General features: G+C 69.9%; 13 protein-coding genes and 3 CRISPR repeat arrays. Of the genes, 11 read left to right on the top strand and 2 right to left on the bottom strand.

Annotated features, from left to right (window positions below; genetic code table 11):
• Positions 1-103: 103 nt before the first annotated feature.
• A complete protein-coding gene (locus ACIO9K_RS11115; protein WP_363588783.1) occupies positions 104-1,276 on the top strand; it encodes a 4-hydroxybenzoate 3-monooxygenase in 1,173 nt (390 codons plus the stop codon).
• A 149-nt stretch (positions 1,277-1,425) separates the two neighbouring features.
• Positions 1,426-2,745, top strand: a complete 1,320-nt coding sequence (locus tag ACIO9K_RS11110; RefSeq protein ID WP_400328561.1) for a cation:proton antiporter — start codon at positions 1,426-1,428, stop codon at positions 2,743-2,745.
• A 139-nt stretch (positions 2,746-2,884) separates the two neighbouring features.
• Here the strand turns inward: ACIO9K_RS11110 and ACIO9K_RS11105 are convergent, their stop codons facing one another.
• Positions 2,885-3,604, bottom strand: a complete 720-nt coding sequence (locus ACIO9K_RS11105; RefSeq protein ID WP_400328558.1) for a TetR family transcriptional regulator — start codon at positions 3,602-3,604, stop codon at positions 2,885-2,887.
• Between the two features lie 178 nt (positions 3,605-3,782).
• Between ACIO9K_RS11105 and ACIO9K_RS11100 the strand changes: the two genes are divergently transcribed.
• From ACIO9K_RS11100 to ACIO9K_RS11065, 8 genes are all read left to right on the top strand, one after another.
• On the top strand, positions 3,783-4,979 hold the full coding sequence (locus ACIO9K_RS11100; protein ID WP_400328555.1) for an FAD-dependent monooxygenase: 1,197 nt from the start codon (positions 3,783-3,785) through the stop codon (positions 4,977-4,979).
• A complete protein-coding gene (locus ACIO9K_RS11095; RefSeq protein ID WP_363621529.1) occupies positions 4,976-5,143 on the top strand; it encodes a hypothetical protein in 168 nt (55 codons plus the stop codon). The genes ACIO9K_RS11100 and ACIO9K_RS11095 overlap by 4 nt, the downstream gene beginning before the upstream one ends.
• A gap of 159 nt (positions 5,144-5,302) precedes the next feature.
• Positions 5,303-6,679, top strand: coding sequence for a M64 family metallopeptidase (locus ACIO9K_RS11090; RefSeq protein WP_400328552.1), 1,377 nt, complete (start codon positions 5,303-5,305; stop codon positions 6,677-6,679).
• A gap of 214 nt (positions 6,680-6,893) precedes the next feature.
• Positions 6,894-8,723, top strand: coding sequence for a glycoside hydrolase family 15 protein (locus ACIO9K_RS11085; RefSeq protein ID WP_400328549.1), 1,830 nt, complete (start codon positions 6,894-6,896; stop codon positions 8,721-8,723).
• A 272-nt stretch (positions 8,724-8,995) separates the two neighbouring features.
• Positions 8,996-9,766 carry a ricin-type beta-trefoil lectin domain protein gene (locus ACIO9K_RS11080; RefSeq protein ID WP_400328546.1) on the top strand — a complete coding sequence of 257 codons (771 nt, stop codon included), beginning with the start codon at positions 8,996-8,998 and terminating at the stop codon, positions 9,764-9,766.
• Positions 9,767-10,433: 667 nt separating this feature from the next.
• A CRISPR array of direct repeats spans positions 10,434-11,498; the repeat unit is 28 nt; unit sequence GAGCGATCCCCGCGAGCGCGGGGCCGAC.
• Positions 11,499-12,208: 710 nt separating this feature from the next.
• Positions 12,209-13,366 carry a helix-turn-helix domain-containing protein gene (locus ACIO9K_RS11075; RefSeq protein ID WP_400328543.1) on the top strand — a complete coding sequence of 386 codons (1,158 nt, stop codon included), beginning with the start codon at positions 12,209-12,211 and terminating at the stop codon, positions 13,364-13,366.
• A complete protein-coding gene (locus ACIO9K_RS11070) occupies positions 13,363-13,890 on the top strand; it encodes a hypothetical protein (protein ID WP_363588672.1) in 528 nt (175 codons plus the stop codon). The genes ACIO9K_RS11075 and ACIO9K_RS11070 overlap by 4 nt, the downstream gene beginning before the upstream one ends.
• A 220-nt stretch (positions 13,891-14,110) precedes the next feature.
• A CRISPR array of direct repeats spans positions 14,111-14,382; the repeat unit is 28 nt; unit sequence GAGCAATCCCCGCGTGTGCGGGGCCGAT.
• A 330-nt stretch (positions 14,383-14,712) separates the two neighbouring features.
• Positions 14,713-15,228: a CRISPR direct-repeat array (repeat unit 28 nt; unit sequence GAGCGATCCCCGCGAGCGCGGGGCCGAT).
• 547 nt (positions 15,229-15,775) lie between these two features.
• Complete coding sequence (locus ACIO9K_RS11065; RefSeq protein ID WP_400328541.1) at positions 15,776-16,018, top strand: helix-turn-helix domain-containing protein; 243 nt, start codon at positions 15,776-15,778, stop codon at positions 16,016-16,018.
• Between the two features lie 238 nt (positions 16,019-16,256).
• Here ACIO9K_RS11065 and ACIO9K_RS11060 read toward each other — a convergent pair whose 3' ends face one another.
• A complete protein-coding gene (locus ACIO9K_RS11060) occupies positions 16,257-16,772 on the bottom strand; it encodes a glycine-rich domain-containing protein (protein WP_400328538.1) in 516 nt (171 codons plus the stop codon).
• A 664-nt stretch (positions 16,773-17,436) separates the two neighbouring features.
• Between ACIO9K_RS11060 and ACIO9K_RS11055 the strand changes: the two genes are divergently transcribed.
• Positions 17,437-18,195: a GntR family transcriptional regulator gene (locus ACIO9K_RS11055; RefSeq protein WP_363621546.1), complete on the top strand. Its 759-nt coding sequence runs from the start codon at positions 17,437-17,439 to the stop codon at positions 18,193-18,195.
• Positions 18,196-18,957: the final 762 nt, after the last annotated feature.

Below are 18,957 nucleotides of genomic sequence, written 5' to 3'. Positions count from 1 at the left end.
TGGACAGCGAGCGAGCGCCGGCCCTCCGACCTCACGGCCGCCGCCGCGACGTACGCGCTCGGCGCGTACCGACCACTGCACGGATCATGAAGGGCTCGCACGCATGACTGAGACACACGACGACACGGCCGTCGTCATCATCGGGGCCGGCGTCGCCGGTCTGACTCTCGGCAACTTCCTGCTGCGCAACGGCGTCGACTGCGTCGTGCTGGAGAAGCACCCTCGCGCCTACGTCGAGAAGCGCCAGCGCGCCGGAACGATCGACACCTTCGGCGTGCGCCTCCTCCGCGAATGGGGCCTGGAGGAGGTCCTCGCAGGCGACCCCATCCCGTACAGCGAGGGCGGCTTCTACATCGACGGCCACGCGATGCCGATCGACGTGGACGAGGACAACAACGAGAGCCTGTACTGCCCGCAGCAGGTCCTGGTGCGCAACCTCACCGAGGTCTTCCTCCGCGAGGGCGGTGACCTGCGCTACGAAGCCGCAGACGTCACCCTGGAAAACCTCACCCAGGGCCACCCCGTGGTGCGCTACCGGGACGCCGACGGTGCGGCGCGAGCCGTCGACTGCGACTTCATCGCCGGCTGCGACGGCTTCCACGGCGTCTCCCGCCGCTCCATCCCCGCCTCCGCGCTGACCGAGTACTCCCACGAGTACGGCTACTCCTGGCTCAGCGTCCTGGCCGCCACCGAGACCAAGCCCTCGGGCATGGCGATCCACGAACTGGGACTGGCCGGGATGATCCCCCGCGGCCCCGAAGCCAGCCGGATCTACTTGCAGTGCGCGGTCGACGACACCCCCGAGCAGTGGCCGGACGAGCGGATCTGGAGCGAGCTGGAGGCCCGCTTCGGCACGCCGCCCTCGCGCGGGCAGATCCTGTCCAAGCAGATCGTTCCGCTGCGCAGTGTGGTGTTCGACCCGATGAGCTACGGCAGCCTCTACCTCCTGGGCGACGCCGCGCACATCGTGCCGCCGATGAGCGCCAAGGGCATCCACCTCGCTCTGCACGACACCGAGGTCTTCGCCCGCGCAGTGATCCGCCACGCCAAGGAGGGCGACTCCGGCCTCCTCGACAGCTACTCGCAGACCTGCCTGCCACACATCTGGAACTACCAGGCGTTCGCCACGTGGATCACCGACACCATGCACAACGCGGGCTTCACCGGCTACGAGGGCGAGTTCAAGAAGCAGATCGCCCGCGCCGAGCTCCAGCGCCAGTTCGCCTCCGAGTCGGCAAACAAACTGTTCAGCGAGCTGACCGCCGGCACCAACTAGGGCGTGAAGGTCCGGGTCGGGGCGCGGGGGAGGAGCCGCGCGCCCGCGACACGCAGGGAACGCTACGTCGACGAACGGGCCCTTCCCGATAATGCAGGGGCCGCGCCCCCGGGCCGCGCACGTCCCCGTTCCCAGGAAGGCGCACGACCATGGAAGGCTCCTCCTCGACCGTGCTCGCCGACATCGCGACCATCCTGCTGATCGGGCTCGCCCTGTCGCCGCTGCGCACCCGCCTGCGCCAACCGGTGGTGGTCGGCGAGATCGCGGTCGGGGTGATCCTGGGGCCGAGCGTCCTCGGGCTGCTGCCGGGCGACCTCCCGCACGTCCTCTTCCCGCCCCAGGTCCGTGAGCACCTCTCGGTGATCGCCCAACTGGGCATCGCGCTCTTCATGTTCGCCGTCGGGTGGGAGCTCGACCTGAAGCAGCTGAACGGGCGGGTCCGCACCGTGGTGGCGGTCACCGCGGCCTCCGTCGCCGTGCCCTTCGCCCTCGCGGTCGCCCTGGCGGTCGTCCTCGTGGCCAGGTGGCCCCGCCTCATCGGTACGGAGACGTCCCCCGTGCTGCTGGCCGTGTTCCTGGGCATCGCTCTGTCCGCCAGCGCGCTGTCGGTGCTCGCGCGCATCGTGGGGGAGAACCAGTTGCAGGCGACCCGCACCGGGGCTATGGCCACGGCCTGCGGGGCGCTCACCGAGATCACCGCCTGGTGCGGCGTCGCCTGCATCGCCTCCGTGGCCCGGAGCGGCGGCTCGGACCACGTCCTCCTCTCGCTCGCCGAACTCGCCTGCTACGCGGCGGCGATGGCCTTCGTGATCCGCCCGCTGCTGCGACGCCTGCTGCGCCGGCCGGCCCGCGCCGACGGACATCCCCTGCTCGTCCTGCTGACCCTCGGCAGCGGGATCCTGCTGTCCGCGTGGACCACCTCGTGGCTCGGCATGCACGCCGTGATCGGCGCCTTCGCCTTCGGGCTGGCCATGCCGCGCGACGCCGCCGAGGAACTGCGGCACGCCGTCGAGGCGCCGATGCGCCACGCGGGGGCGCTGCTGGTGCCGGTCTTCTTCGCGCTCACCGGGCTGTCCGTGGACATCGGCGGGCTGGGTTCCGGAAGCCTGGTCGCGGTGGTGGTGTTCCTGGCCGTCACGTGGGGCGGCAAGTTCGCCGGCGCCAGACTGGGTGCCCGGCTGATCGGCGTGCCGCGCGGTGAGGCCACGACGGTGGCGGTCCTGCTCAACACCAAGGGCCTCGGCGAGGTCCTCATCCTGACGCTGGGCCGTGACCTCGGCATCATCGGCGACCGGCTGTTCACCGTTCTCCTCGTCACCGCCTTCGCCGCGACCCTGCCCGTCAACCCGCTCGTGCGGCGCCTCATCCGTGCTCCTGATGCCCGTCCCGGGACCGGGCCAGTCGCTCTGCCCCGTCAACAGCAGGACGCCGCCGCGAGATCGGGCATCGAGGAGGCCAGCGGCGCGTGACGCGCCGTGAGACCCGGAGCACCGGCGGGGTGGAGACTTCCTGCGCCTGTTCGACCGGCATCACCGCTGAGATGACCTCCGGTGTCTCAATGAAGTCTCATTATTAGCCGTTGTCTGGCGGCCGTTCTCGTGTCTCCGGCTACGTCGGCAGGTGGCGGTAGACCGTCGCCCGGGAGACTCCGAGTGCCGCCGCGATCTGCTCGGCGGTGCGGCCGGCCGCGTGCAGGCGCCGGGCGGTGTCGACCATCGCCGGGCTCATCGCGCTCGGTCGGCCGCGCCGCTCACCGCCGACGCGGCCGGGGCCGGCGGCGGGCGGTTCGGGGCCGTCCAGCAGCCGGTGCACCCCGGCCAGGACGCAGGCGCGCAGGTCCTCGGGCGGGGCGTCGGCGAGCAGGATCACCGGGTCGGAGAGCATGGCGATCGTCTGGGCGGCGCGCACCCGGGCGACGAAGTCCGGGCGGGGCCCCGCCACCAGGACGTTCGCACGCATCATCCCGTCGCGGAACCGCGTGAAGCCCGGGCCCGAGAGGCCCGGCGCCGCGTCGTACAGGCTCATCCGCAGCAGGTCGCGGTGGCGCAGCCAGACGTCGAGCAGCCCCTCGATCGCCGCCCAGCGGGCTGCGGCCGGATCCGGCGGGTCGGTGGGTGCCAGCGCGGCGTCCAGGTCGTCCAGCATCGGTTCGATCAGCGCGCCGAGGATGTCCGCCTTGCTGGGGAAGTGGTACAGCACCGCGGCCTTCGTCACGTCCACCCGTTCGGCGATCCCGCGTACCGAGGTGGCGTGGTAGCCGTGCGCGGCGAACTCCTCCAGGGCCACCGCGAGGATCCGTGCCCGAGTGTCGGGGTTCTCGGCAGTCATGGGGGGAGCCTAGTCGCTGTCCCTTGCCTGACCGGCGGTCAGGGCGTAGCGTCGAATTACTGACCGATGGTCAGTCCGGGAGCGTCGGCGCGACCGCTGACCGGCGACGGCTGCCGCGAGTCGGCCTGACCGTGATCAGGCGATGACACGCGATCAGGCGATGACAGAAGGAGCGTCCATGAACGCCTCGACCAAGACGGCCGATCGCACCGTGCTGATCTCCGGGGCCGGCATCGCCGGACCGACGCTCGCCCACTGGTTGGCCCGCCACGGCTTCCAGCCGACCGTGGTCGAGCGGGCCGCGGCCGTACGCTCCAGCGGCAGCCCGGTCGATGTCGCCGGTCGCGCGATGGAGGTCGCCGAGCGGATGGGGATTAGGGACCGCCTCCGTGCGGCCGCCACCCAGGTGACCGGTGTGGGCTTCTACAACGGCGCGGGCCGCCGGGTGGGCAGGATCGACCTGCGGGGCCTGTCGGGCGCGGCCCGGGCCGACACGGTCGAGCTGCCGCGCGGCGATCTCGCCGCGATCGTCCACGAAGCGAGCCGGGACGACGCCGAGTTCGTGTTCGGCGACTCGATCGCGAGCCTGAGCCAGGACGAGGCGGGTGTCGACGTCACCTTCGAGTACGGCCGCCCCCGCCGCTTCGCCCTGGTGGTCGGCGCCGACGGCCTGCACTCCGCCGTCCGCCGGCTGGCCTTCGGCCCGGAACCCGGGTTCGTCCGCCACCTGGGGATGTACGTGGCCACCATGCCGTTGGCCGGGGCGGCGGGCGACCTGCGGGAAGTGGCGATCCACAACGCGCCGGGCCGCGCCCTCTGCGTGCATCCCGGATGCGGCAGGCCGCTGGCCGCGTTCATGGTCCGGTCCGCCGCCGTGCCGGACTTCGACCACCGCGACACCGAGCAGCACCGGCGACTGCTGACCGCCGCGTTCGCCCGGATGGGCTGGCGCGCGCCCGAGGTGCTGGCGCAGGTGCGCGAGAGCGAGGAACTGTACGTCGACGCGGTGAGCCAGGTCCGGCTGCCGCGGTGGTCGCGGGGCCGGGTCGCGCTGCTCGGCGACGCCGCGTCCTGCGTGTCGCTCTTCGGCGGCGGCTCCAGCCTGGCCATGGCGGGCGCCTACAGCCTGGCCGATGCCCTGGCCGCCGATCCCGCCGACCACCGCGCGGCCCTGGCCCGCTACGAGGCCGCGCACCGGGGACTGGTGGACCAGGCCCGGCAGTCCGTACGAGCGGCCTTCGCGCTGCTCGTCCCGGCCGGCCGCGGCGGCATCCTGGCCAGGAACCTGGCCACTCGGCTGTCGCCGGCCGTGCTCGCGACAGCCCGGGCCGGGAGTGTGCTCAAGCCCCGTGCCGAGCGCGGGGATTGCTCATGACTGGGCCCGGGCTTCCCTCGTTCGGCCGGCTGCGCGCAGGCGGCGTCGTACGAGTGGACATCTCCGGCCGCCTGGCCGTCGTCGACCACTTCGAGGACGCCGTCACCACCATGGCGGCAGCCGGTGTGAACCGTTCGTGGGGGACCGGCCGTATCCACCGGTGAGGTGGCGACCGGGCGATGTCGCCCAGTCAGCTCGGGCCTGGTGCCGCCGTGTTGGCGAGGGGCGGCGGTGTCACGGCGCGGGACCGTGCGGCACCGCGCGTCATGTCCCGGAAAGCTCGTCACCGGCCCTCGCCGCCCGTCGATTTCGGAGAAACTCCTTTGCGCAACAGCAGGTTCACCTCGGTCCTCCTGGCCGGCGTCACGACGCTGGCGGCCCTCGCCGTCGGCGTCGGCCCGGCGGTCGCCGCCCCGTCCGAGCCGGTCGCCGTCCCGTCCGACCCGGCCGCCGTCACCGCCTTCCCGGACGCCTTCCCGGACGCCTTCCCGGGCGACCAGGACGTCGAGGTCTTCGCCGAGGACGGCGCCATCAGCCGGACCAAGGTCCCTTCGGCGTCCCCCTTCGTCGCCGAGCAGTCCATGAGCGTGGACGCCGCCGGGGCCGCTGCCGGGGACGGCGCCGTCACGAAGGTCGTCAACAACGGGAGCACGGACAGCAAGCTGGACGTGGTCATGATCGGCGACGGCTACACGGCCTCGGAGCAGGACAAGTTCCGCAAGGACGCCGCGGCGAAGTGGAAGGACATCAGCGCCGTCGAGCCCTACGCCACCTACCGCAAGCTGTTCAACGTGTGGGCCGTGGGCGCGGTCTCCGCACAGTCGGGGGTCTCCGGGGACCCGAAGCAGAACACCGTCCGCAAGACCGCCCTCGGCTCGCACTTCTGGTGCAACTCCATCGAGCGGCTGCTGTGCGTGGACGTCAAGGCCGTCGACGCCTACGCCGCGAAGGCCCCGCAGGCCGACCTCGTGATCGTCGTCGCCAACACCGCCAAGTACGGCGGCGCCGGCTACGGCAGCACCCAGTCGCCGCTCGGGTACGAGGGCATCGCCACCGTGGCGGGCGGCAACGGCGCGTCCGGCCAGATAGCGGTGCACGAGACCGGCCACTCGCTGGGCAAGCTCGCGGACGAGTACTGGGCCGATGGGGCCGGGCCCTACCAGGGCGCGGAGCCCGGGCAGCCCAACATCACCACCCTGAGCGCCGACCGGATGCGCCAGGACAAGACCAAGTGGTACCGCTGGCTCGGCAAGACCTCGCCCGACGGCGGCAAGGTCGGTGCCTACCAGGGCGCCAGCAACTACCCGTCCGGCCTCAACCGGCCGACCGACAACTCGGTGATGCGCTCGCTCGGCCGCGAGTTCAACCTCCCCGGCCGCGAGGCGATGATCGCCGGCTTCTACCGGCGCGCCTCCACCCTCTCCAGCGCCACGCCCGTCACCACCCGGCTGACCGCGACCGACCGCCTCACCGTCGACCTCCCGGTCTCCGGCACCAAGCTGCGGTGGTACCTCGACGGCAAGGAGGTGACGGCCCTGCGCGACCGCAAGACGATCGCCGTCTCCGACCTCGGCCCCACCGGCCCCAAGCCCGCCGCGCACGAACTCAAGGCCGTCGCGAACGACCCCACCTCGGCCGTCATCGACCCGGCCCTGACCCCGGCGCTGACCCGCAGCCTGGTCTGGAGCGTCACCCGCTGACCACGGGGCGTGGCCCCTCGTGCCCGGCCGGGACGGGAGGGGCCGCGCCCACGGCGGAAGCCGCACCGGCCGGAGGTCGCCCCGGCCGGGCCCGCACCGGCAGGGGCCCGCGAGGCCCGGCCGGTGCTCGGCCCGGCCTTCATGCCGACGGCGATCTACCATGGCTGGGAAGGCTTCGTCTCCAAGCCCGCGCCACAGCGGCGGGGAGGTCGGCATGGCGTTCGACACGACGGGGTTCGAGCAGGCGGACAGCGGCCGGTACCTGCCGATCTCCGAGCACGGCCTGATCGGCGACCTCCGGACGACCGCCCTGGTCGGCACGAACGGCACCATCGACTGGTACTGCTGTCCGCGCTTCGACGCGCCCAGCGTGTTCGGGGCCATCCTCGACGCGGACCGGGGCGGATCGTTCGAGCTGGCCGCGGACGTCCCGACCCGCACCCGGCAGTTCTACTTCCCCGACACGAACGTGCTGATCACGCGCTTCTTCGCCGCGGACGGCGTGGCGGAGATCCAGGACTTCATGCCCGTGGCCGACGAGTCGCCCGAGGTCGCCCGGCACCGGCTGATCCGCCGGCTGGTCTGTGTCCGGGGAATCCTCCCGTTCCGGGCGCGGATCGCCCCGCGCTTCGGCTACGGCGCCGAGGCGCACACCGTGTCCCTCGAAGGCCACGTCGCGGTCTTCCGCTCCCCGTCGCTCACGCTCGCGCTGACCGCCACCGCGCCGCTGGAGACCGACGGACTGGACGTGTGGTCGCACTTCAAGCTCCTGGAGGGCGACTCCGTCGTGTTCGCCCTCGACCAGATCGGCGACGACGTCCCGGCCCGGTCGTGTCCGCGCGCCGAGGCGGAGGAGCAGTTCGAGGCGACCGTCCGGTTCTGGCGCCACTGGCTGGCCGGGTCGCGCTACCAGGGGCGGTGGCGGGAGATGGTCCACCGCTCCGCCCTGCTGCTCAAGCTGCTCACCTACGCGCCGACCGGCGCGATCGTCGCCGCACCCACCACCAGCCTGCCCGAACAGGTCGGCGGCGAGCGCAACTGGGACTACCGGTACATGTGGGTCCGCGACGCGGCCTTCTGCGTCTACGCGATGCTGCGCCTCGGGTTCACCTCGGAGGCCGAGGCGTTCATGGGCTTCCTCTTCGAGCGCATGCGCGACACCGCCGCGAACGGCCCGTTGCAGATCATGTACGGCATCGACGGGCGCACCGAGCTGCCCGAGTACGCGCTGCCGCACCTGGAGGGCCACCTGGGCTCCGCACCCGTGCGGGTCGGCAACGCCGCCACCGGCCAGCTCCAGCTGGACATCTACGGAGCCATGATCGACTCCATCTACCTGTACGACAAGTGGGGTCAGCCGATCAGCAGCGACGGCTGGGAGGACGTCGGCATGGTGGCGGACTGGCTCTGCGAGCACTGGGACCAGCCCGACGAGGGCATCTGGGAGACCCGCGGGGGCCGCAGGAACTACGTGTACTCGCGGCTGATGTGCTGGGTGGCGCTGGAGCGGGCGATCCGGATGGCGAACCGCCGCGGCCTGCCGGCCGACCTGCCCCGCTGGCGGCAGACCCGGGACGCGATCTACCACCAGATCATGCGGCGCGGCTGGTCGAGCGAGCTGGGCGCGTTCGTCCAGTCCCTGGACGACGGCGAGCTGGACGCCTCGCTGCTGATGATGCCGATGGCCAAGTTCATCTCGCCCACCGACCCCAAGTGGCTCTCCACCCTGGACGCGCTCACCAAGGGCCTGGTCTCCGACTCCCTGGTCTACCGCTACAACCCGGCCACCAGTCCGGACGGCCTGAGCGGCTCGGAGGGCACCTTCTCGATCTGCTCCTTCTGGTACGTGGAGGCACTGGCCCGCGCCGGTCGCCTGGAGGAGGCCCGGCTCGCCTTCGAGAAGATGCTCACCTACGCCAACCACCTCGGGCTGTTCGCCGAGGAGATCGGCCCGACCGGCGAGCAACTCGGCAACTTCCCGCAGGCCTTCACCCACCTGTCGCTGATCAGCGCGGCCTTCAACCTCGACCGCGCACTGGGCTGAGATTGCGTCAATTCGGCTGAATCCAGACCCTGTTCGGCTCCCTTTCTGCTCCTGTCCGGCTCCTGTCCGGCTCCCGTCCGGTTTCCGTTCGGCGGGAACGAGCAGGTCGCGGATGAGCTGAGGTGAATGGCGACATCTTGTCGGCCCACATCCGTTGACGGCCCCAGGCGGCACTGCAATGCTCATGACCAAACCTGCGCAACATCTGAGCAGTGCCATCACCCTGTCATCACGGAAAGGGCCCAACCCTCATGCGCCGTACCGCTGTTGTCATGATGACCACGCTGCTGGCCTCCGCCGCGGCACTCACCGTCCCCGCCGCCGCCCAGGCCGCATCCGCCGCCGCGCGCCAGGCCGCGCCCGCCACCGCCCAGGCGGAGCAGTCGAGTTCGGGTGCGTCGCTGGCCGGCGGGTGTAGCGCCATCGCCACCGGCGGCGGCCAGGTCATCGGAACCTGTGCGGACATCAGCCCCCTGCAGATCTGGCGCGTGCAGGCGCAGTGCCAGTACTACGTCAACCACACCGGCCCGTACATGCGCATGGCGATCGGCGGAGCCGTCGTCGGCAGCGGGATGAGCACCGCCATGTGCAACTTCGGCGACACCGTCATGTTCCCGCAGGTCGTCTTCCTCGGGACGGTGCCGCCGCCGGTCTCCGGGCCGCAGGGCCAGATCAGCGGCTACGCGAGCAAGTGCATCGACGTCCAGGGCGGCGAGAACAAGAACGGCACCGCGGTCCAGATCTACGACTGCAACGGCACGAACGCCCAGAAGTGGACCGTCGGAGTGGACGGGACACTGCGCGCCCTCGGCAAGTGCATGGACGTGCAGGGCGGCAACACCGCCAACCACACCATGGTCCAGCTCTACGACTGCAACGGCAGCGGCGCCCAGCAGTGGAAGGCCCAGTCCGACGGCTCGCTGCTCAACCCGCAGTCCGGCCGCTGCCTGGACGACCTGGGCTTCGCCACCAATAACGGTAACCAGCTCGGCATCTGGGACTGCAACGGCGCCGACAACCAGAAGTGGAACCTCCCGCACTGATCCCCCACCCCTCGGCCCGGCCGTGATCTCCCCCACGGCCGGCCCGACGGGGCCCCTCGAATCCCACCTCCGGAGCCACGGGGTCCGGAAGCTGGATTCCCGCCGGCAGCCCGGCTGCTGCTGGCCGGTGGTCCCGTTGTGCGGCATGCCGCACAACGGGACCACCTCTTGTCGGCCACAAATAGTCTCGCCTATAAGCCAGTTGCCCATGCTGGCGGCGGGGGTGTCATACCCCGACCTGGAGGTCGACACCTTTCCGAAGGAGGGATCCATGCGTTCGATTGAGTCCGTCGAACTGGGCAGTAGGGGAGCTTCGCGTGGGCATCATGGCGGTTTCCGAAGACCCGGATGTCTCCCCAGAGATCACCTCATGGGTCCGGATCCGGGCCCATGACTGACCGAGTACCAGAACCAGCGGGACGCGACGGAATGTTCCAAGGCCAACCGGACATTCCCGTCGACCAAGGGCCACGCGAACGTGGCACACGGGACGAAGGAGCAGCACCACAAAGTCCTGGCCTCCACCGACGACGGCATCCCCCTAAACTGCCGGGAGGGCCGGGAGCCGTCGCCCAGGTAGCGAGCCGACCAAGATCCCCCTGATGCCGACAACCCCCACCCGGAGGCGCGAGGCGGAAACGGCCTGCGGGCCGGGGAGCCGGGCCTGGAGCGATCCCCGCGAGCGCGGGGCCGACAACGGAGCCACCGTCATGACCAACCTGCTGCTGGAGCGATCCCCGCGAGCGCGGGGCCGACGGCCGCCACCTTGCCGGGCGTGATCTTGACCGAGAGCGATCCCCGCGAGCGCGGGGCCGACCATATGGAGTTGACCCACATCGGGTGACGACGAGAGCGATCCCCGCGAGCGCGGGGCCGACCCTCTGGTGTGCCAGTTGTCCTGCCAAGGGCATGAGCGATCCCCGCGAGCGCGGGGCCGACCAGAGCCGGGCCCTCGGGCTGGACAAGATCCAGGAGCGATCCCCGCGAGCGCGGGGCCGACGCCCCGACCGGAACGCCGGTCGGGGCCTTCGCGGAGCGATCCCCGCGAGCGCGGGGCCGACCACTTCCCGTCGTCCGACTTGAGCCGCATGGTGGAGCGATCCCCGCGAGCGCGGGGCCGACTCCACCTGTCGCGACCCAACGATGAACGGCCGGGAGCGATCCCCGCGAGCGCGGGGCCGACACGCCGGTCCGCTGCTGCCCGATCGCCGTGGCGGAGCGATCCCCGCGAGCGCGGGGCCGACCAGCTTCACAAATAGTGGCTGACTCTGCTATAGGAGCGATCCCCGCGAGCGCGGGGCCGACCTCGACGCGTGCGCGAGCGAGAGGCCGACCCGGGAGCGATCCCCGCGAGCGCGGGGCCGACCGCAGTCCGGTCTCCAGATACAGGCCGTACCGGGAGCGATCCCCGCGAGCGCGGGGCCGACGGTACCCCGGACCTTCCCGCGTCGATCCGGCGTGAGCGATCCCCGCGAGCGCGGGGCCGACCACCTGTTTCGGTCACGCGGCCCTCCCTGCCCCGAGCGATCCCCGCGAGCGCGGGGCCGACAAGAACGTCCGGTGCCGTTCCTGCGGTTCCATGGAGCGATCCCCGCGAGCGCGGGGCCGACCCCCTCCCCGAAGGAGCCAGTCATGACCAACCGGAGCGATCCCCGCGAGCGCGGGGCCGACCAGGCCGCCGGCGAGCGCGCCCGGACCCGTCAGGAGCGATCCCCGCGAGCGCGGGGCCGACACTTCCTGACCTGCGGCGATTCGTGTCAGGGACCGTCAGTTGATTCAGTTCGATTAGGCAGGCGGCGCGTGACGGACTTCATGCCTCTTCCTCTCGACGAGACCAGCTTCCGGTGGTCACCGGTGTGATGGGCTGGTCTCCCGAACCATCCCCGCGAGCGCGGGGCCGAGCTCTCCCAGGCCGTCCCCTTGGCCTTGTTCGGGGAACAATCCCCGCGTGTGCGGGGCCGACACCGCGGCCTTCGCCTTGATGGTGCCGAAGGTGGAGTAATCCCCGCGACAGTGGGGCCGACCCGTGCCACTGAACCGGCACTGATGCTAGCGGAGAGCAACCTCCGCGAGCGCGAGGCCGACTGCTGCTGAACGAGGAGGCGCGCCGCGTCACAGTTCTGCAGATCATCAGCCTCTCCTGACCGGCTGCGCAGCCGTGTCCCGGCCTACGCAGGGAGGGCTTGGGTGGACGCGTCCCCGAAGCAATGACGTGCGGCGTGGTCTGTACCAATGATTGCAGCGGCCATTGCCGATCTGGCTCGCCGCTGCGCCTGGCGGCGCCCAATCGCCGTGTGGCCGCGATTGCATCTCCACAGGTCAGGGTGCCTGTCGAGGCGTCGCCGTCAGTGCGCGCCGCGCACTCACTCAGGCGGGTGAACCCCAGGTCACAACCTGGTCATGTCGATTGCGAGAATCGCAACGCGACTGTACGGTCGCAGCATGGATGCCGGACTGATTGAACGCGTGCGTCAGGTCATCGGCTCAACGGGTGAGACCCAGGCCGTCATGGCGGAGCGCATCGGAATCTCCCCAGACAAGCTGTCGAAGTCGCTTGGCGGGAAACGCCGCTTCACCTCCCTCGAACTAGCGCTGATCGCCGATTTCGGCGGCAGAACCGTTGACTGGCTGCTGCGCGGCGTCGAGCCGCGCTCGGCGCTCGGCGCCGCCGCGCGGAAGGCGGGCGCCTGCGAGCACACCACCGACGAAGTGCGCACACTCCTGGGCCGGTACGAGCAGGTGATCGACGCCTTGGCGCGGATCGGGAGCGACCTGCCGAGGCGCGCCCACAACCGCCCAGAGGGAATCGAAGGCGCACAGCTCGCCCAGGCCGCCCTGGAAGCAGTGGGAACCGACCCCTGGACCCTCTCGACCCAGAACCTCGCCTCAAGCTTCGAGCAGGCCTTCGACGTGGAGATCGCGGGCGTCGATCTTCCCGACAAGCTGGACGGCCTGTCCTGGTCGACCGACAGCTTCGACCTCATCCTCGTTGCCAAAACCAATGTGTGGACACGCCAGCGGTTCACCCTTGCCCACGAACTCGGCCATATCCTCGCCGGCGACGCGCATGACGAGGCAGTCGTCGAGAAGGTGCAACCGGGCCGGTCGACCACCGCGATGGAAGTGCAGGCGAACGCGTTCGCCGCAGAGTTCCTCATGCCGCGTACCACTGTTCTGGCCGACGCCCGGGACCGAACGGCCGGCGGTGACCTGGTGGCGGAGCTGGCCTGGAAGTACCGCGTGTCGCCGAGCGCGATGGCAACCCGGTTGAAGGTGTTGGGAGTCCTGACTGCCGATCAGCGCAGGCAGTGGGGAGCGATGTTGACAGCCGACGGCGCCAGGATCGCCGGCGCCGCGGGGGCCCTGGAGCAACACATGGTCAACACCGAGCGCAGCCAACGTGGTTGGCATCCTCGACGACTAACAGAGCTGGCAATCAAGGCTTATGCTTCGGGTGATACGACAGTCCGGCCGCTGGCAGCCCTCCTGGACCTCGACCCGGACGTGCTCCTGGACCTCCTGGAGCCCGCCCAGCTCGAGCCTGAGCAGCAGCAGGCGGCACCGTCCGATCCCGGAACGGAGCTCGCGTTCAGCCCATGATCATCTGCTTTCCCGACAACACGGTCCTGTGCAACTTCGCGTCCGTCTCCAGGCTCGACATCCTGGAAAACGTACTGAGCGGCCGGGGTCGATGGACGGAAGCAGTGGCGTACGAAGCCAAGCGATCATCTCGATTTCTGCCGGCCCTGGACCCACCTGACGTCTCCCGCTGGCTGGGGGATCCGATCGAAGTCGACGACCCCGAGGCCGTGGAGCGGATTCGACAGGGTGTGTTCTTCGGCAGCCCGTCGGATCCGCTCAAGCATCTCGGGGAGTCCGAGACCCTGCACGTCATCAGCACCCGGGTGGAGTTCAAAGAGGCCACGTGGATCAGCGACGACAAGGCGTCGCTGGACCTCGCGCGACACAGAGGGATCCCGACGATGCGCACCAAGGACGTGATGGCGGTGGCGTGCGTCGGGTTCATCGTCTCGAAGCAGGAGGGGTTCGCCCTTCTCCAGCGAATGGTGACGAACGGTCGGTCCATACGCTTGCCCGCCACCGCAGACGATCTGATGCGCTGAACACGCCGCTGCGCCCCACCTCGAGTCTCCGGGGTGGGGCGCAGCGGTTTCCGGCGTCGCCACGCCGAACACCCCGATCGGATCGCACGACAGTGGCTTCTTGAAGCCCTCGCAGGTGCGGGGCCGGTTGGGCCGCCGAGATCACCGGCCGGGGGATGCCAAGGAGCAATCCCCGCGCGGGGCCGACCAGGTTGCGATCACGCCCGCCGAGACGACGTCGGAGCAATCCCCGCGTGTGCGGGGCCGATGATCTTGAAGTGCGAGGCCCCGTCCACCACCGCGAGCAATCCCCGCGTGTGCGGGGCCGATGTCGAAGGCGCGCTGCGCACCGCGCTGGAGGAAGAGCAATCCCCGCGTGTGCGGGGCCGATTGGCCGCCAGCCGCAGGTCGACCGCAGTGCGAGGAGCAATCCCCGCGTGTGCGGGGCCGATCAGGCCGAGGAGGCTCGGCGGATCGGAGAGGAGGAGCAATCCCCGCGTGTGCGGGGCCGATACTTTCTGACCTGCGGTGATTAGCGACTGAGGGGCTTGATTGATTCAGTTCGATTGGTAGAGTTCCCGTCGAACAGCCGATGTGCTGTTGTCATTTCTTCTTGTCCCAGGGCTGGTTGTCAGTGTCGTGGCCTGACTCCGCGAAGCGTACCCGCGCGTGGAGATCGAGACGATGATTGAGGACTGCCGGCATCGGTACCTGTCCGAGGTCAGGGGCTGGCTGGGTGCGCTGTGGGGTAAGTCCGCCGGTTGGGTTGGGGATCTGCCACGGATCAGTCCCCACAAATGTGGCGCCAACAGCGTGAGTTCGGCGATGGCGATGTGCCCCGCAGAGCAATTCCCGCGAGCGCGGGGCCGACGGAATGCGCTCCCACAGAGCTTCATCCGGGATGGAGTAATCCCCGCGAGCGCGGGGCCGATCAAGAAGAGGCCATCACGTGGGCCGCCGACGAGGAGCGATCCCCGCGAGCGCGGGGCCGATCGCATCGGCAAGTACCGGACGTTCAAGGAGATGGAGCGATCCCCGCCAGCGCGGGGCCGATCTGTCCGTCAGCTCCCCTCCGGCCGCTGGCAGGGAGCGATCCCCGCGAGCGCGGGGCCGATGAGCACGCGCACCCGTTGGACGACGACGCCCCGGAGCGATCCCCGCGAGCGCGGGGCCGATTTTGAGGGTACGACCCGGGTCGGGTACGGCCCAGAGCGATCCCCGCGAGCGCGGGGCCGATCCCACCGTCCCCGAGGACGATCCGCGTCGCACGGAGCGATCCCCGCGAGCGCGGGGCCGATATCGGCACGAGGCCCATGGGGTTCGGCTGCGGAGAGCGATCCCCGCGAGCGCGGGGCCGATACTTCCTGACCTGCGGTGATTAGCGGCTGAGGGGCTTGATTGGCTCAGTTCGATCGGTAGAAGTCCCGTCGAACGGCCGATGCGTTGTTGCCATCTTTCCTTGCCCCAGGGCTGATTGTCAGTGTCGTGGCCTGACTCCCCGAAGCGTACCCGCACGTGGAGATTGAGACGATGATTGAGGACTGCTGGCAGCGGTACCTGCCCGAGGTCAGGGGCTGGGTGCGCTGTGGGGTAAGTCCGCCGGGTGGGTTGGGGATCTGCCGCGGAGCAGCCCACGCAAGTGTGTTGCCAGCAGCGTGAGTTCGGCGATGGCAATGTGCGGAACAATCCCTGCGAGCGCTGGGCCGACGAGACTGTGAGCAGCTGGGTCCGGGTCAGGTCGGAGCAATCCCCGCGGGCGCGGGGCCGGTATGGCGTAGGTGGCGCTCAGAGTGTGCTCCCGGTTGGTCCCTTCGGGCTGCGGTGGGTCAATCCTGTCGAACGGACGCTCTATAAGTGGCGGCATATCGGTACAGACTTTTGATCACGATCCGGTCAGCATCAAGGGGTGCCTGCCCCGTACCAACCCGACGAACAGCAGATCCGTGACCGGCGAGACGTCGGGGCCCGGATTCTCTCGCTCAGGCGACAGGCGGACCCCATGCAGGAGCGGCTTGGGGAGCGCGCCGGACTTGACCGGCGCACGATTGGGCGGATCGAGAACGGCCTCGCACCTGCGACGCTCGACCAACTCGGCGGCATCGCGCGGGCAATCGGCGTGCCACTCTGGCGCCTGGTCCGCGACGAGTAGCCCTGGCCGGCCATCGGGCCGGTCAGGGCCTTGACCTGCTGCTACTCGCCTCGAAGCGGCTCCATGACGAACCCGAGCCGCGGGGGTACAGGCTCGCCGTCGGGACGTTCGAGCAATGGCCCGAAAGCTTCGAAGTCCTGCTGCCGGCAGCACGCGACCAGGTCTGCGTACCGCGGATCGATCCACTCCATCGGATGCCTCCTGCTCGTGTGCCGGCAGCCTACGCGTTCCGAGTCCGCTATTCAGCGGGCTTGGTGCAGGGCTTCTCCGGTTTCTTCATCGGCCTGATTGAACAGCTGGGCGAGTGCTGACAGCTCGCCGCTACGGTCACCAGGCTGTCGTCCGTCGGCGGCCGCCACAGTTCCTGGTCGACCTCGAAGCCCGCCTCCCGGATGGCAGCCTGGGTCTGCTCCATGATGTCCTGGTCGAAGTTGCCCGGGTCGAATCCCGGGCTGTGGTGCACGAACCGGCCCTCGCGCTCGCACAACTCGGCGTACGCCTCGGTGTGGACGAGGAGCGCGTGCCAGCCCTCGTCCACGATCCTGGACGGCGCCATGGCCAGGTGCGGGCGGCGGGCGCCCACGACCACGAACGCGATGGCCTCCCGGGTGATCCGGGTGGTCATCGCGACGTCCATGCCCTCGTTGTTGGAGAGCACGGTGGAGATGGCGGAGTCGAACGTCGCCGTGCTCACGAACTGGTCCGGAGCGGTCGGGGGCGGCGCCAGCGCCGGGGTGGGTTCGGGAATGATCATGGTAGTGCTCCTCTCGGTGTGTCGAGTGGTGCAACCTCCTGGGCCGACGTCGTCGTCAGGCTCGGGAGGGGACGGAGGGTTGATCAGGGCGTTTCGACCTGATCGCGAGGGGCTGGTTCGGGCCACGGGTGGGAGATCCGCTCGGCAGGTTGTGAACGCAGGGGCACCCCGATCGGCCGCAGAGGCATACCAGCACCCGAGCACCGCACTCGTCCCACAGGCCGCCGGGACACCCGTGGTGGACGCCGAGTTGGCACTCTGCGCTGACGTAGTGCCCGGCCCGGGCTGTGTCCAGAGTGATGACGATGCCGGACGGGACGTCCGGTCTGGCGATCATTGCGGCTCCTCCAGTTCGGCCCAAACGACCACCGCGCCAGTTGCGTCCGTGGATCCCCATGAGGTGCAGGACTGCACGATGGCCAGGACATCAGCCCAGCGTTCGACTGATTCGTCGACAGGCGCCGGGACGCTCAGGCGCACTACTCCAGCGTTGGGGCGCGTAACGCGTACGTGGGCGCCTGTGGCCTGACCGAGCGCAGCCTTCACGGCTCCTGCGCACATGCCGATCTGCACCGACCCCTCAGTACATGTAAGGTCTACATATACAGTAGGGCCTGGCCGCATACTCTGTCACCCACCGAGCACGGAACGTAGGAGGACATGTATGGCAGGCGACGCCGAATCCCCCTACCTCCGCATCGCAGACCACATCCGCGAACGGATCCTCACCGGCCAGCTCGCAGCCGGAGCCCAGTTGCCGTCTCTCGCTGCACTGCGTGAGGAATTCGGCTACTCCCACGGCGTCGGCCAGAACGCCTACCGGCTACTCGAATCCGAGGGCCTGGTCGTCGCCCGCCATGGCCGCGGCTACTACGTCCGCAGCCAGGAACCGCCCACCGTCCTGGTGCGCCGTCAACGCGTACCCCGCGGCGACGGCAGCCCGACGGAGGCCACCCTCGCCAGACAGGGTGTCGCCGGTACTTGGCGGCACGAATCTCAGCCGCGTGCCGCCGAGGCCCGCATCGCGGCCCGGCTGGAAATCCAGCCCGGCGATCCGGTGATGCACACGACCTACGTGTACCTGGCCGACGGAGACCCGGTGCAGCTCGCAGAGAGCTGGGAACCGATGGCCACCACTGGCGGCAGCTTGGTTGTCCTGCCCGAGGCCGGTCCACACGCTGGTATCGGCGTCGCCGACCGCATGGCGATCATCGGCATCGACGTGGGCGTGCCCGTTGAGCGCGTGAGTGCCAGGGCTGCCACGCGACCTGAGGCTCAGACCCTCGGCGTTGCACCCGCTGTCCCGGTGATGGCAATTGAACGGACCTACTACGACCAGGCCACCGGGCGCCCAGTTGAGACCGCAGACATCGTGCTCACCTCGCGCTGGGTTGCTGAGTACGGGCGCGCCCCACGTTCCTGACCTGAATGGTCCGATGCCGGTCGTACGGTGGCGGCATGGCCGGTACGCCGACGGACGGTCCTGGTATGAGCCGGACGCGGACGGCGTGTGGCAGTGGACGCACGACACCCCGTAACGACGAAGCGCCCCCGCCCGGCCGAAGCCGAGCGGGGGCGGAGCGATCCCCACGGGCGCGGGGCCGATTTTGCGTGGATGCAGCGCGAGATGCAGCGGGAGGAGCAATCCCCGCGGGCGCGGGGCCGATGCGGCAGAACGGAACTCGATCATGAACCCCGAGGAGCAATCCCCGCGGGCGCGGGGCCGATGCTTTTTGACCTGGGGTGATTAGCGGTCGAGGGGCCTGATTGGTTCAGTTCGATTGGTGGAGGATCCGTCGAACGGCCGATGTGTTGTTGCCATCTTTCCTTGCCTCAGGGGCGGCTGTCGGTGTCGTGGCCTGAGTTCTCGAAGCGTACTCGCACGTGGAGGTTGAGGACCGTCGGCAGTGATACCCGTCCGAGGTCAGGGGCAGCCTGTTGCTGTCGTAGATGCTGGACGCTGGGGCAGCGGCCGAGATTTTTCGGGGCCGCTGCCTGCCGATGGTGACGTGGCGGCGCCCGAATGGTCTTGCGGGGCCAGGTCTGTTCGCCTGGTTGTGCGGGATGCGTGGCTGAGGAGGTTGTCCGCCGGGTGGTGTTCATGTGGGACAGGTGCGCGGCGGGTGCTGCTGGGCGAAGCGAAGTGGGGCGGGGCAGGTCGCCGGTTGCCACGGTGAGTGTTGCT

The sequence above is a fragment of the Kitasatospora sp. NPDC087271 genome (assembly GCF_044744605.1).
Taxonomy (GTDB): domain Bacteria; phylum Actinomycetota; class Actinomycetes; order Streptomycetales; family Streptomycetaceae; genus Kitasatospora.
The sequence above is the reverse complement of the archived record's forward strand: the minus strand, read 5'-3'. Positions and strand labels throughout refer to the sequence as shown.